The 13,353-nt window shown below is 36.5% G+C and carries 12 protein-coding genes and 1 riboswitch; of the genes, 7 read left to right on the top strand and 5 right to left on the bottom strand.

Going from position 1 to position 13,353, the window contains the following annotated elements; genetic code table 11:
* Window positions 1-217 precede the first annotated feature (217 nt).
* From NSS81_RS10255 to NSS81_RS10265, 3 genes are all read left to right on the top strand, one after another.
* Window positions 218-2,131, top strand: coding sequence for a beta-glucoside-specific PTS transporter subunit IIABC (locus NSS81_RS10255; protein ID WP_342433401.1), 1,914 nt, complete (start codon window positions 218-220; stop codon window positions 2,129-2,131).
* A gap of 87 nt (window positions 2,132-2,218) precedes the next feature.
* Window positions 2,219-3,652, top strand: a complete 1,434-nt coding sequence (locus NSS81_RS10260) for a 6-phospho-beta-glucosidase (RefSeq protein WP_342433402.1) — start codon at window positions 2,219-2,221, stop codon at window positions 3,650-3,652.
* Window positions 3,653-3,716: 64 nt separating this feature from the next.
* Window positions 3,717-5,156, top strand: coding sequence for a 6-phospho-beta-glucosidase (locus NSS81_RS10265; RefSeq protein ID WP_342433403.1), 1,440 nt, complete (start codon window positions 3,717-3,719; stop codon window positions 5,154-5,156).
* 1,172 nt (window positions 5,157-6,328) lie between these two features.
* Here the strand turns inward: NSS81_RS10265 and NSS81_RS10270 are convergent.
* From NSS81_RS10270 to NSS81_RS10280, 3 genes are all read right to left on the bottom strand, one after another.
* On the bottom strand, window positions 6,329-7,582 hold the full coding sequence (locus NSS81_RS10270; protein ID WP_342433404.1) for a hypothetical protein: 1,254 nt from the start codon (window positions 7,580-7,582) through the stop codon (window positions 6,329-6,331).
* Between the two features lie 476 nt (window positions 7,583-8,058).
* Window positions 8,059-8,838, bottom strand: coding sequence for a hypothetical protein (locus NSS81_RS10275; RefSeq protein WP_342433405.1), 780 nt, complete (start codon window positions 8,836-8,838; stop codon window positions 8,059-8,061).
* 402 nt (window positions 8,839-9,240) lie between these two features.
* Window positions 9,241-9,717 carry a hypothetical protein gene (locus NSS81_RS10280; protein ID WP_342433406.1) on the bottom strand — a complete coding sequence of 159 codons (477 nt, stop codon included), beginning with the start codon at window positions 9,715-9,717 and terminating at the stop codon, window positions 9,241-9,243.
* Between the two features lie 124 nt (window positions 9,718-9,841).
* Between NSS81_RS10280 and NSS81_RS10285 the strand changes: the two genes are divergently transcribed.
* Entirely contained in the window at window positions 9,842-10,129 is a 288-nt protein-coding gene (locus tag NSS81_RS10285; protein ID WP_342433407.1) for a hypothetical protein, read from the top strand.
* Window positions 10,130-10,342: 213 nt separating this feature from the next.
* Here NSS81_RS10285 and NSS81_RS10290 read toward each other — a convergent pair whose 3' ends face one another.
* Together NSS81_RS10290 and NSS81_RS10295 are read right to left on the bottom strand one after the other, a co-directional pair.
* Window positions 10,343-10,657 carry a multidrug efflux SMR transporter gene (locus NSS81_RS10290; RefSeq protein ID WP_342433408.1) on the bottom strand — a complete coding sequence of 105 codons (315 nt, stop codon included), beginning with the start codon at window positions 10,655-10,657 and terminating at the stop codon, window positions 10,343-10,345.
* The gene (locus tag NSS81_RS10295; RefSeq protein WP_335463632.1) at window positions 10,657-10,998 is read right to left on the bottom strand and encodes a multidrug efflux SMR transporter; all 342 of its coding nucleotides are present in this window, start codon (window positions 10,996-10,998) and stop codon (window positions 10,657-10,659) included. Before NSS81_RS10295 ends, NSS81_RS10290 begins: the two co-directional genes overlap by 1 nt.
* A 73-nt stretch (window positions 10,999-11,071) precedes the next feature.
* Window positions 11,072-11,168: riboswitch (guanidine-I (ykkC/yxkD leader) on the bottom strand.
* A gap of 316 nt (window positions 11,169-11,484) precedes the next feature.
* On the opposite strand from NSS81_RS10295, the gene NSS81_RS10300 reads away from it, so the two are divergent.
* The 3 genes from NSS81_RS10300 (at window position 11,485) to NSS81_RS10310 (ending at window position 13,176) form a co-directional block, all read left to right on the top strand.
* Window positions 11,485-12,030, top strand: a complete 546-nt coding sequence (locus tag NSS81_RS10300) for a hypothetical protein (protein WP_342433409.1) — start codon at window positions 11,485-11,487, stop codon at window positions 12,028-12,030.
* Window positions 12,031-12,335: 305 nt separating this feature from the next.
* Entirely contained in the window at window positions 12,336-12,758 is a 423-nt protein-coding gene (locus NSS81_RS10305; RefSeq protein WP_342433410.1) for a selenium binding protein, read from the top strand.
* Between the two features lie 265 nt (window positions 12,759-13,023).
* Window positions 13,024-13,176, top strand: a complete 153-nt coding sequence (locus tag NSS81_RS10310; protein ID WP_342433411.1) for a hypothetical protein — start codon at window positions 13,024-13,026, stop codon at window positions 13,174-13,176.
* The last annotated feature ends 177 nt before the right edge of the window (window positions 13,177-13,353 follow it).

The following is a 13,353-nucleotide window of genomic DNA, read 5'->3' on the forward strand; positions in this document are numbered from 1 at the left end:
AATTGCACCTTCATTTCATTATGACGTGCAATTTAGGTTTTTTATATTTTAGGAGGTGGATCTTTGATCACTATTCAGCAATTTAATAGTAATGTGAAGGAATGTTACCTTACTGGGCATAACCTGAATTGACTTTGAACACGCTATTTTCGTGTGTTTGAGATCAGTTCAGGTTTTTTATTTGATAAAAAACTCTTAAAGAAAGAAGGGTCAATAAATGAAATACGAACAATTGGCAAAAGACATTATTGAAAATGTCGGCGGTAAAGAAAATGTTAACAGTGTTGTTCATTGTATTACTCGTCTGCGGTTCAAGTTAAAGGATGAAGGCAAGGCGAATACAGATGTATTAAAAAATATGGATGGCGTCGTCACCGTTATGAAAAGTGGCGGTCAATATCAAGTAGTTATCGGGAACCATGTACCTGATGTTTATAAAGCTGTTGCAGCAGAAGGTGGATTCCAGTCTTCAAGCCCAGTTGATGCTGAAGATAACAGTAAAAAAGGGAATCTATTAAACCGCTTTATAGATATGATTTCCGGTATCTTTACTCCAATACTAGGAGTATTAGTAGCAGCTGGTATGCTTAAAGGATTTACAGCTTTGTTTGTTGCAATAAAATGGCTCGATCAACAAGGTGGAACGTATCAAATTTTAAATGCAATTGGAGACGGCCTATTCTACTTCTTACCGATTCTATTAGGTTATACGGCTATGAAGAAGTTTGGTGGAACTCCATTCTTAGGTGTAGTTATAGCTATGGCTCTTGTTTATCCAGCGCTTGGAGCGATTCCTGGAACACATGAACCACTATACACATTATTTAAGGGAACAATGTTTGAATCTCCTGTGTATATTGAGTTCTTTGGTATTCCAGTGATTCTAATGACATATGCCATGTCTGTTATACCTATTATTGTTGCAGCATTTTTTGCAGCAAAATTAGAAAAAGGTTTATCCAAAGTTATACCAGATGTCATAAAAACATTCTTCGTTCCAATGATAACAATGCTAATTATCGTTCCTTTAACATTTATTATTATTGGTCCAATTGCAACTTGGGCAAGTCAGTTATTAGGTCAAGCAACTGTTTGGGTATATGATTTAAGTCCTGTAATTGCGGGGGCATTCCTAGGTGGATTCTGGTTAGTGTTTGTAATGTTCGGGTTACATTGGGGACTTGTTCCAGTTGCAATCAATAACTTTGCAGTTGAAGGTTTTGACCCAATCTTAGCTTTAATTTTTGTCCATTCATTTGCATTAGCAGCTTCTATTCTAGCTATTTGGATTAAAACAAAGAGCACAAAAATGAAATCACTTAGTGCACCAGCATTTATTTCAGCTATCTTTGGTGTAACGGAGCCTGGTATGTACGGAATCGCTTTACCACTTAAGAAACCATTTATTTTCACGCTTATTTCATCAGCTATCGGTGGTGCATTACTAGGAATATTCGGTACGGTAGGTTATACAATGGCGGGTCTTGGAGTATTCCAGTGGCCAAGCTTTATTCATCCTGAGGAAGGATTAAATACAGCATTCTTCGGTTCAATCATTGCTGCTGTAGTTGGGTCAGTCCTAGCTTTTGTATTGACCTACTTCTTCGGTGGAATTAATAAAAATCAAGAAGACACATCTGTAACAAAAGTAGCTTCAACTAAACAAAACATAAAAGCTGAAACGATCGTTAGTCCGCTAAATGGGGAAGTTAAAAACCTAGCTGATATTAATGATGCTGCCTTTGCATCTGGTGCGCTTGGAAAAGGTGTAGCCATTGAACCGACTGAAGGTAAGATGTACGCACCTGTATCTGGTACGGTTTCAGCGTTATTCCCAACTAATCATGCAATTGGTATTACAACGGATGAAGGTGCAGAAATATTAATTCACATTGGTATGGACACTGTCCAATTAAATGGAAAATATTTTACCGCTCATACTGCACAAGGTAGTCGAGTAGAAAAAGGACAGTTACTCATAGAATTTGACGTTAAGGCCATTCAAAAAGCAGGGTTCGCTTTAACAACACCTGTATTAGTAACAAACCATCATAACTATGAGATTACACCAGCATCTGATTCAACGGTTAAGTCTCAAGAGGTATTACTGCAATTAACAGCTAAACAATAAGGATGTATTTTGAAAATATAGCTTGGCATCCGCTTTGTTAACAAAGGTGGATGCCTTGGCTTATTCACTATTTAGGAGGAATAAACGATGACAAAACGATTCCCAGAAGGATTTTTATGGGGCGGGGCAACAGCAGCGAACCAATTAGAAGGAGCTTACCAAGAGGGTGGAAAGGGTCTTAATTTAGCAGACGTTTTACCTGGTGGAAAAGCAAGACTCCAATTACTAGGACAACCTGGCTTTGACTTTGAAATCGATCAATCAAAATATACGTATCCGAACCATGAGGCGATTGATTTCTATCACCGTTACAAAGAGGATATTGCACTATTTGCAGAAATGGGCTTTAAAGTATTCCGTTTGAGTATAGCATGGAGCCGTATTTTCCCTAATGGAGATGAATTAGAACCAAATGAGGAAGGCTTAGCCTTCTACGACCGTGTTTTTGATGAACTAAATAAACATGGAATTGAGCCGTTAGTAACAATAGCGCATTATGAAACACCATTACACTTAATCAAAGAATATGGTGGTTGGAGAAATCGTGAATTGGTTGGTTTCTTTGAGCGTTATGTAAGAACAATTTTTACACGATATAAAGATAAGGTTAAATATTGGCTAACTTTTAATGAGATAAACGGTGCAACTCATATGCCATTATTAGGACTCGGATTTTCACCTGAAAAGGAGGAAACACGTTTGCAAGATAGTTTCCAAGGTTTACATCACCAATTTGTTGCTAGTGCACAAGCGGTTAAGATCGGGCATGAGATTATTCCTGGTTCACAAATTGGTTGTATGTTGATTTATGCTCCAGTTTATTCGTATGATTCAAACCCTGTAAACTTAATGCATGCTAGACAGGAAGCAGATATCTTTAATTTCCTTTGTGGGGATGTGCAGGTTCGTGGGGAATATCCTTACTTTGCAAAAAGATATTTCAAAGAGAATAATATTGCGCTTGAAATTCAAGAAGGAGATCTTGAAACGATTAAAGAAGGAACAGTAGACTTCATCTCATTTAGTTACTATATGTCTCGTACGGATAAAAAAGAAAAAACAGCTGAAGAAATGGGTGCTGGAAACCTAATCGGCGGAGTTAAAAACCCATTCCTAAAAGCAAGTGATTGGGGATGGGAAATAGATCCTGTAGGTTTAAGAATTTCCTTAAATGAACTATATGGTCGTTACCAAAAACCTCTAATGGTTGTTGAAAACGGGCTAGGTGCCTATGACAAAGTAGAAGAGGATGGATCTATTAATGATGATTACCGAATTGATTACCTTCGCGAACACATTGACCAAATGGGCGAAGCAATTGAAGATGGTGTGAATCTAATGGGTTACACTAGCTGGGGTTGTATCGACCTAGTAAGTGCATCTTCAGGTGAGTATTCGAAGCGTTATGGCTTTATCTATGTGGATAAGCATGACGATGGAACAGGCACATTGGACCGTAAACGGAAAAAGTCATTTTACTGGTATAAGGGTGTTATTTCTTCAAATGGAGAAAATTTATAGGAAAATTATTGATCAGTGAGGACTTTTTCCTCACTGATTTATCATAAAAAAGGAGGAGAATGTTTTGGTAAAGAATACGAATGGTTTTCCTGAAGGTTTCTTATGGGGAGGTGCTACTGCTGCCAACCAAATTGAAGGTGCCTATTTAGAAGATGGAAAAGGATTGACTACAGTTGACCTAATGCCGACTGGTAAAAAACGCTGGGATGTTTTAACTGGAAATGTTGATTCCTTTACACCGCTTAAAGGAGAATTTTATCCTTCACATGAAGCCATTGATTTTTACCACCGTTATAAAGAGGATATTGCTCTTTTTGCGGAGATGGGTTTTAAATCCTTCCGTCTTTCGATTTCCTGGGCGCGAATTTTTCCAAATGGAGACGATGAGCAGCCAAATGAAGCGGGTTTAAAATTTTACGATGATGTGTTTGATGAATTATTAAAATACGGCATCGAGCCAGTAGTAACGATTGCTCATTTTGATGTACCTGTTCATCTCGTTGAACAATATGGAAGCTGGAGAAACCGCAAGCTTGTGGGGCTTTTTGAAAAATACGCTACTATCCTTTTCAACCGTTATAAAGATAAAGTGAAATACTGGATGACGTTTAACGAAATCAATATGTTATTACACTTACCGTTTGTCGGTGCCGGGCTAGTTTTTAAAGAAGGTGAAAATAAGCTGCAAATTCAATATCAAGCAGCACACCATCAGCTTGTTGCTAGTGCACTAGCGGTGAAAGCCTGCCATGAAATCATCCCAGATGCAATGATTGGCTGTATGCTTGCGGCAGGTATGACCTATCCATATACATGTAATCCAGATGATGTCTTTAAGGCAATGGAAAAAGACCGTGAATCCTTCTTCTTTATTGATGTCCAGTCACGTGGTGAATACCCAGGATATGCAAAGCGATTCTTTAAAGACAATAATCTAACCATCGAGATGGATGCGGGCGATGAAGAACTTTTAAAGAATGGTACTGTCGACTATATTGGATTTAGCTATTATGGAAGCCGGGCAACAAGCACAGATCCAGAAATCTTAAATCAGATCACGAGTGGAAATGTGTTTGCTTCAGTTGAAAACCCATACTTAGAGAAGTCTGAGTGGGGATGGCCGATTGATGCGAAAGGCTTCCGAATTACCGCAAATCAGTTATACGATCGCTATCAAAAGCCATTGTTTGTCGTTGAAAATGGACTCGGTGCGGTCGATGAAGTCACCGCTGAAGGAGAAATCAAAGACGACTACCGCATTGACTATTTAAAAAAGCATATCGCTGCAATGGCAGAGGCCATTTATGATGGGGTAGAAATTCTCGGTTACACAAGCTGGGGACCCATTGACCTTGTTAGTGCCTCAACAGGTGAAATGAAAAAACGCTATGGCTATATTTATGTGGATAGAGATAATGAAGGCAACGGTTCATTGAAGAGAATAAAAAAGAAAAGTTTTGACTGGTATAAAAAGGTGATTGCGACAAATGGAGAAAACCTATAAGATCCGTTCAATTTTTGTGGGGAAAATTAGTAATAACATTATAAGTGGCCAAAAAGCACGTCCATTGGTCACTTATTTTTAATGTAACAAATGAGTAAGGAGACTATGCAAAATGAAACTCATCTTTTTAGATATTGAGGACGAGGGAACCGTCATCCATTGATAAATAAAGAGTTTCTATTAGAAAATGCATCGAAACTTGTCGCCAGATACAGGACAACATATATTCTAACTCATCAGCCAAAACTCAATGAAACATGAGAGTCTCCCTGCCTTTTATTCTCCCCGCTTGCCATTATTTTACGATTTGGGTTATAGATGTTGCAATTGGAAATTCACTGGATTGCCTGGCACCATAGTCCGCTAAAAATAAGACAAAAAAAAGGGTAACCAGAAAAATCTTAAAGGATTCCGTTTTCGGGTGCTTTGTTATTAAAAGACACAAGAATTGACGTATGAATTGGCATACCTCTTTTTCTTTATTTAACAAGGTTTCTACGAAATTATCTTAACTTTGACATAGCAATTGACCATCAATATTATGATGGTCAATAAGTATTGTACAATTAAAAAGAGGGTAAAAACCTCTGTCATTTGCAGTACCGTTTTGAGTACCAATTTTAACGACTTTTATATGCTGGTCGATAACAAGCTGCTGATTCCTGCATCTAAAATCAAGAGGGTTCGCTCTTATCGGTTTGGGGATGAGGTTAAGCATCCGATCTGATAAATAGACGGAATAATTTCGCTTATTCAATAGATAGGATCGAAATTAGCTTAAATAGACGGAGAGATTCCGCCTATTAACTCAAAAAACGTGAAAATGGGGGATTTTGCTTTGAATAACCGGAAAACCTCCCCTTATATACCCCGAAACGAGCTCCATTCTGCATCTAACCGGAAAATCTCCGCTTATCTTACTTTTACTGGATACTGATAGAGATAAGACATCTTAAAAGGGAGTGAGTTTTATCTCAAAAATCCAAGAGAACATCATTTTGAAGCATTACAGTGAACGGTACCACAAGTAAGTGGAGTATATTTCTATAAATAAGGTTTTTGTATTCCTAATAAAGAAACTCGCCAATTATGAACGGAACCTGTTTTTAGGACCATAGTATTTACAAACGTTGATTTGTTTGTAAAGGGCCAATGCCTATTGGCTCTTTCAGCTAATTGACTTTGATCATAAATAAATTCACATGCTCCTCCTGCTTCGTTTCCTCTACAATTTGTAATCCATTTATCTCTACCAAAGCGGAGTCCTTGAATTCTTTGTATTGTTGATCCATTATCTCATTTAAAATATCATCAACATCCGTCTTTCCAAGATCCGGATCGGAGGCCCTGATTAGTGCCATCTTGATCAACACCTGCTGAGTGGAATTGTCCCAATCTTTTTGGCTCTGTTCCCCATCCGCCGGCATGCTTCCACGAACATACGTTACAAGGCCAACTCCATCGATTGTGCCGTTCTCATTTAAAAATCCCGACAGCATCATCTCATCGCCAACTTTAAAGGAGAACTCATTCCCATTTCTCATAAAATTGTTATCCAGGGTTATTCTTTCAAAGTCCTTTCCGAATTTTTCTCTGTATGTGTTATTGGCCGTCTGATAGACTACCTCATAGTGGGAGTTGAAGACTTCAACAAAGGCAGTCGGATCCATTCCGTTTACAAGGGAATCCACTGTTTGTTCTTCCTCTACCGGAAGAGGTTGGGGATTCAGTTCCCTCCAAAAAATAACGGGATCCTTATTTTCTTTATACGAACTAAAGATAATATATTGCTCGTCCAAATTATATATATACCCGTCATCATTTGTTTCATCGGCACTGCCCAATCTTCCATACCACTGGGTTTCAAAAACATAGTCGTTGGGGGTGATCTTGACATACCTGAGGATATCCGAATAAAAAGTCATGAGTATATCTCCATAAGACATGACAGTCCACTTGTCATAATCGCCCTCGCTAAACTCTATATCAGGATCCGGTCTGCCTGAAAAATCGGGATCCCCCCATTTATCGATAATCTCATTTTTTGACATTAAGAGGGTAATCCCATTCATGAAGAACTTTCCGTCTGATTCCTCAAGTTTCAAATTATAAATTTGATCGGTCAGGGTTTCCTTTAACGCCAGTGCCTTTTCCCTGGCAGCCTTCTGCGCTGCCTTTGCACTTTCTTCCCGTTTAGCTATTCCAGCCTTTGCTTCATTTAATAATGTTTTTGCTTGTTTGTCGCCAGGTTTTATTTCCAGTGCCATTTTAAATGAATCAATGGCTGCCTCGAATTGGTCCATCCGCATCAGATTACTTCCGTTTCTGATATACTTTTCAAATTCCTTTGACTCATTTGATTCTTTGCCGCAGCCCGCTAGCAACAGCAGTAAAACAAGAGTCCATCCAAGCCATTTCCTGATCATCGTATCATCCCTTTTTTGAAATTGGCCCGATTGTCATGTGTGCCAAGCCATTTCTAGTAAAATTCCAATATATTCAATATAGTAGAAATTACCTATTTTGTCATAGCATTTTTCTAAAATTGAAAAAGGTGAGTGCCTGAAATATTCAAGTTTCCAATACAAAACTTGATACTTTGGCTTGTTCTTTTTATGTCCTCAATTACTTATGAAGGGTTCACCACATACTAGCGGTTAGTCTCATATAAACTACGAAAAAAACCTACAGAAATATCCTGTAGGTTTTATATAATCTTTTATTTAATCCAAGCTCCACTAGGTCCGATGATGTAGCTACCTATTTTGGTATTGGCTACCATTTTACTACCACTATAGAAATAGTACCAGGTTCCCCCAATATACTCCCATCCCGTTTGCATGACTCCACCGCTATTTAGGTAGTACCAGAAGCGGGGGTCTGAGCCCAAAATTCATTACCATCAATGATTCTCATTGTATTCCCATGCATCCTCACGAATCTGTGCTTCAATCATTCTATCTAACTCCGGATCCTGTCTAGGCGGACTATCAATATACGTAATATCGCTCTCCGGAACTAATCCAAAATAGGATAACCTTTTTCTTTCTTCTTCCAGTGTCTCGTCTTCCAAAATCATAGACACCTCTACACAGCCTATAGTTGGTATAACACGCTTTACTTTAAATGTGAAAATTTGACCTCTTTTGAAATGCATGGCAAGCAGTTCTCTCTCATGTGGCTGTACATCCAGGAATTCACCTGTTCTTGGATTTTCCAATCGGACCATTATTGTTCGATATTTTATCCATCGAGCACGAGGGGCTTCTTTATCGAATGTTTTTAAAACCTTTCCTTGTACAAGCTCCCCCTCATTGTAACGAAGGACTATTCCAGCCCTTTCTCTTTTTTCGGCAAGCCATAGCTCATTTTTTGAATCCTTCACCTTTAACTTTTCCAGTCTTCCTTTCCGTTTCTTGAGTGATTCATCATCAAGTATCATTGATAGTATGAGACCATTTTCTCTTTGCTCATCAAATATATCAATGATTTTCACTTCAAGTATTTGACCTTCATTGATATCAGACAAGGAACACGTCATTTCTGTTTGAGGGACGTATCCACTTTTGAGCTTTCCATCAACAAAAAATCCCATGAAAAATCGATCTTCTCTTATAAACTTAACCGTTCCACTAATTATTTTATTGATTTGATAGGGATTATCTATTTCTTTATTCATCATATTCGGCAACCTCCCCATAACTTGATTTTCACAACTGTCAACTGCACCAAGGCCCTATTCTATATAATTATAATCCTAATTTGAGTTATCTGGTCAAGCGGGGGACCCCAATGTCTAGACATCTGGTCTTATTACAATAATGCCACTCGACAAACTTCTCACCTTGAATTTCATACAAACCCCTTTATAACAGCAAAAACAGCAAATCCAATCAAACGTTTGATTAGTGGAAATTTCACTAACTAATCGTTTGATTAAATATGGCCAAAACCCTTTAATTAAACGAACATTTTCCAGTTTGTTAGAAAAATTCCTGTCGATGATAGGTCTCAGCCTTCGATAAATTTCATCAATATTTATCTATAAGAACTAGTAACCTACAATAATCTGCATGTTTTGATATTACACAAACGATTGATTAAAACCAACCCAACCATAGATAAATAAAGAGTTTCTATAAGAAAATGTGTCGAAACTTGTCACCCCAATACCTGACGGGATTTCTTCTAACTCATCACCAAGAGTTCGATGAACCATGGGAATCGCCCTGAATACCCTCTTGCCCCAACGACCCCAAAACTCTACCATTTCCTTCACATCGTTTTGATGATTCTGTAAGGGATTCTCACGGTCTGGATTACCCCCTCTATCTGGATATAAATCTTGTTGTTGCATGGATGTATCGTTATACTCCTCATGTTCCGGATGTATATATGTATCATTTTCTTCTTCTACTGCTTCCTCACCGATAAACATCTCTTCTGGTCCACAAAAAATTTCATAGAGGCAGCGAATATCCTGCTTAAGAATGAGTTCCGAAACATATCGAATAAGTGATGGATCCTCGACTTCTTTTAATTCAGAAATAATACAATCCATTACTACTATTGACAAATCTCTAAGAGAATTTGTTTTTAATGATAGTAAACAGGTACCTGATAATTTAAAAGTTTTTTATTGGATTTACCCATATAGCAGTACAATAATAATTAGAGATGTGGCAATGCTCAAAGTTCGTGGTAATTTTAAGGAAATAGGTATGTTTAGCTTACTAAAATATTTTCCAATAGCGTTTATGGTTACAGATTGTGAAAAATATGAAGGATTAAGAGAGCTTACTACTTTTTGTAATAGAGATATCGATGATGAGGTCCAAATACCGATAGACGTTACAGCACCACTAAAAGGGTACAATTGGCCAGAAATAGTAGATGATGATAATTTTCTGATGGGAGGAGGTCAATTTTTGGAAGGTGGAATTTTTGCAGTACCCAAGAATAAAAAGCAGTAAAAGAAAGGGAACACATTCATTTATATATTTATACAACCGTTGCCATCTTGATCTAAAGTAACGGGTGCGTTACTTGAAGATCTGGCTGCCATTGCGTTGGCCATTTTTTATTGAACTAAAGGCGCAGTTTAGTTTAAGAAGAATAGAAAATAAAGAAGATAATTAGCTTATTATAAACAGATTATCTTCTTCATCTAAAATTGAAAAATTCCTTTATGAAACGAGTTTTAATCCTATTGCTGCACCTAAAACCATTGCTATAAAAACAACTCTTCTCCAGTCTTTTGATTCACCATATAACACCATTCCTAATATTGCACCACCAGACGCACCAATCCCTGTCCATATTGCATAAGCTGTCCCCATAGGTAGTGATTTCATCGCATAAGCTAGAAATATAAAACTTGCTCCAAATCCTAGAATTAATAGAAGTAATGATTGCCAATTCCTGTCTTTATGCAATTTATTTATCATAACAACACCAAACATTTCAAATAGTCCTGCTAAGATTAAAGATATCCACGCCATTAGGAATCAGCTCCTTCCTGGTTTTTGTCTTTTGTAACTAATTTCAAGCCAATTACTCCTGCTAATAAAAGTAAAATCAAGAGTACTTTTTCCACTTTAAATGGTTCTCCAAAGAATAGGATTTCTGAAAAGATAGTTCCTGCTGTACCTAGACCAACAAAAACTGCATATACAGTTCCCACGGGAAGTTTTCGTCCTGCCATAATCATTACATAGAAGCTGATGATGATAGCAATAACAGTTCCAGCCCAAGTCCAAAAGTCATCCGCGTGTTTCAATCCAATAACCCAAAATACTTCAAAAAAAGCAGCAACAAATACTTTAATCCAGTCTTTATTCATCTAAAAGATACCTCCAATTTTATTCTTACCAAAAAAAAACAAAAAAAAGCCTAAGAGATAACTGTTAAACAGTTTCTCCCAGGCTTTTATCCTTCCGTGACACAGCAAAGCTGTGAGTTTTCTCTCGGACCAGACCAACAATAAGTTACGGAACCCTAGAAAACATTTAAATTATACAATTACTTATATTCTACATACATCTCATATTATTTCAAGAGTTAAATTTTAGCAAAGTCTTTGGTGGTTGATAAGATTGTGAAGGAATGCACTTAAACTAAAGGGAGCGATACTTGAGGAACCAGCTGCCATTTTGGTGGCTTATCTTATTGTGCTAACGGTGCAGGTTAGTTAATTTAGAGATAAAAGCCTTATTACAGTAATGGTTATTTTTGGAGTTGTGCAAATAGTGTATGTTATTATTTTGGTAAGAAAAATAATTAAATTACTACATTTCAGCGTAATAACATGAAATAAGGTGGTGGAAAAATGGATAATCAAATAAAATTGGCATTTGAAAAATCAAAATCGGGCGATAAAGATGAGAGTTATGAAGCCTATCAAAATATTTTAAATGCAACTGATCAACAAGTTGATTGGGCTTACGAGGTATGGAATCAACTAATAGAGGACTTAACTCATAAAGATAACCATCAACGCTCTCGTGCAGCACAATATTTAGCCAATCTAGCTAAAAGCGACCCAGAGATGAGAATTATGAAAGATTTCCCTAAATTGTGGGAGGTAACAAAAGATGAAAAGTTTGTTACGGCTAGACATAGTCTCCAATCTATATGGAAAGTCGGAATTGCAGGTACAGCCCAAAAAGAAATGGTTATGGAGTTTATGGTTGAACGCTTTAAAAAATGTGCAGATGAAAAGAATTTTACTTTAATTCGTAATGACATTATTCAAAACATGAAAAATTTATATGACTATTTCAATGATGAGTTTATTAAACAAACGGCTCTGGATTTAATTGATACGGTTGACGACAAAAAATACAAAAAAAAATATATGGATATATGGAAGTAGTTTAACTATTTAAAGATTATAAAGCTGAAGATATGAGTGTCTTCAGCTTTATAATCTTTATTCTAGTTGTAATATACTTTTTTAAAATACAGATCTATTTATTGAATAGTACATGGATATTACTCATGCAACAACTACTTTTTCGCTACTTTGTGAAATTATACACTTAAAGTAACGGGTGCAATAGTTGAAAATAAGGGTTGCTATGATCTTCCACAATCGGGCCATTTTGTTAGATTAATAAATAATTTTATGAATGATACTAGAAATAAAGTTTTCCCTGAATAGTGAGGTGAATAGAGAAAATGTATGAAGAATATAGTAGACAATCTTTACCGTCAAGGAAGTATAGAGAATTGTTAGGAAGTGCAATCTGTGTTTTCAACTCTAACAATGCATTTATCATTGAAAATATACTTAGAAATGATGAGAATAACAGGTTTCATTGGCACGAATTAATTGATTATACTTCAGGTGAACTTAGTCAACCAATAAAGGAAACTATAACTAAGTTTTCAGATACAAAAATTACTTCTCGGTTTTCTGAAGTTATTGAAATGAGGAATAGAATTATTCACAGTTTTCAAATAACTGATGATGGTAAACAGACTTTAGCTACAAAACGTAAGAACGGAGAACAGTTTATTATTACAGAGGATTACCTGTATAATTTTATTAAAAAGAACGAAGAATTAAGTGTCCTCCTTCATGAATTTAGAGGTTATTAGTTCTATCAAGAAAAGGGCGCCTTTCTTGAATAAGAAGGCGTCTCTTTCTAATCAATCAGATTTTGCAGCAACAAAATTAAATTGGAGTTATTTTAAGTTGTAGAAGAGATTGTGAAGGATTCTACTTAAACTATCGGGTGCGTTTACTTAATAAGCAAAACGGGTCCATAATAAAATTTGCATTTTGCATTCTCAAAAGGAAAAATACCGGTAGGCTATAACTTTTACGTTGAAACTTTATTGGCTTTATCAATTAGGAGGCAATATGAGTGTAGGTAAACAGATAATATTAAGTTTATCAATATATGCAGTATCCGCAGTAATAATAGGTGGGTTACTTTGGTATTTTAATCCTTCTCTAAATGAATATCTTAAGAGTGCAATTACTGCTTCTCCTATTTTAATATCCCTTGATTAAAACAAAACACGATGATTAATATCAGGATGACTTCCTTGTTAACTAAACAAAAGATAAGGTTCTTACTCAGCGAACGGGTGCTTGAGTTTAACAAAGAGTCGCAGCTGCGGCTCTTTGTTAAACTAGAGGTTGAGACGTTTTAAGATTCTAAGGTAATTGAAATTTAAGGGATGTGAA

It is taken from the genome of Neobacillus sp. FSL H8-0543, from assembly GCF_038592905.1.
In the GTDB taxonomy this organism is placed as follows: Bacteria; Bacillota; Bacilli; order Bacillales; family Cytobacillaceae; genus Neobacillus.

Bases quoted from the DNA above. Each gene is read 5' to 3' on its own strand.
- NSS81_RS10295 (WP_335463632.1), bottom strand. From the start codon at position 10,998: ATGAATAAAGACTGGATTAAAGTATTTGTTGCTGCTTTTTTTGAAGTA.
- NSS81_RS10270 (WP_342433404.1), bottom strand. From the start codon at position 7,582: ATGATCAGGAAATGGCTTGGATGGACTCTTGTTTTACTGCTGTTGCTA.
- NSS81_RS10300 (WP_342433409.1), top strand. From the start codon at position 11,485: ATGGATAATCAAATAAAATTGGCATTTGAAAAATCAAAATCGGGCGAT.
- NSS81_RS10280 (WP_342433406.1), bottom strand. From the start codon at position 9,717: ATGGATTGTATTATTTCTGAATTAAAAGAAGTCGAGGATCCATCACTT.
- NSS81_RS10255 (WP_342433401.1), top strand. From the start codon at position 218: ATGAAATACGAACAATTGGCAAAAGACATTATTGAAAATGTCGGCGGT.
- NSS81_RS10290 (WP_342433408.1), bottom strand. From the start codon at position 10,657: ATGGCGTGGATATCTTTAATCTTAGCAGGACTATTTGAAATGTTTGGT.
- NSS81_RS10305 (WP_342433410.1), top strand. From the start codon at position 12,336: ATGTATGAAGAATATAGTAGACAATCTTTACCGTCAAGGAAGTATAGA.
- NSS81_RS10260 (WP_342433402.1), top strand. From the start codon at position 2,219: ATGACAAAACGATTCCCAGAAGGATTTTTATGGGGCGGGGCAACAGCA.
- NSS81_RS10275 (WP_342433405.1), bottom strand. From the start codon at position 8,838: ATGATGAATAAAGAAATAGATAATCCCTATCAAATCAATAAAATAATT.
- NSS81_RS10285 (WP_342433407.1), top strand. From the start codon at position 9,842: ATGCTCAAAGTTCGTGGTAATTTTAAGGAAATAGGTATGTTTAGCTTA.
- NSS81_RS10310 (WP_342433411.1), top strand. From the start codon at position 13,024: ATGAGTGTAGGTAAACAGATAATATTAAGTTTATCAATATATGCAGTA.